The organism is Acinetobacter sichuanensis, assembly GCF_003024515.2.
Taxonomy (GTDB): Bacteria; Pseudomonadota; Gammaproteobacteria; order Pseudomonadales; family Moraxellaceae; genus Acinetobacter; species Acinetobacter sichuanensis.
The window spans coordinates 1-536 of record NZ_PYIX02000227.1 but is presented as its reverse complement, the minus strand read 5'-3'; the positions used below and the strand labels follow the sequence as shown (position 1 = coordinate 536).

1 protein-coding gene is annotated in these 536 nt (G+C 46.1%); it reads left to right on the top strand.

The features are described 5' to 3' along the window. Nucleotides 1–536, top strand: a 536-nt coding sequence (locus C9E89_RS23165; RefSeq protein WP_265935941.1) for a thiolase family protein, incomplete at both ends; no start/stop codon positions are given.

Here is a 536-nt window from a genome sequence, read left to right as displayed (position 1 = left end):
GGTCGCTATGCAGGTGGACTTGCACCTGTACGTACAGATGACTTAGGCGCATTGCCAATTAAAGCTTTAATTGAACGTAATCCATCAGTGAACTGGGAAAAAGTTGATGATGTGATTTATGGTTGTGCCAACCAAGCGGGTGAAGACAACCGTAACGTTGGTCGTATGTCTGCACTTCTTGCAGGTGTGCCATATCAAGTGCCTGCAACCACAGTCAACCGTTTATGTGGTTCATCGCTTGATGCTGTGGCAATGGCAGCACGTGCGATTAAAGCAGGTGAAGCCGATTTGATTATTGCAGGTGGTGTAGAAAGCATGTCACGTGCACCATTTGTGATGGGTAAGTCTGAATCTGCTTATGGTCGCGCACAAAAGCTTGAAGACACTACTATGGGTTGGCGTTTTATCAATCCAAAACTCAAAGAAATGTATGGTGTTGAAACCATGCCTCAAACTGCGGAAAACGTGGCTGAGCAATTCAACATTAACCGTGCCGATCAAGATCAGTTCGCTTTGACCAGTCAGCAACGTACTGC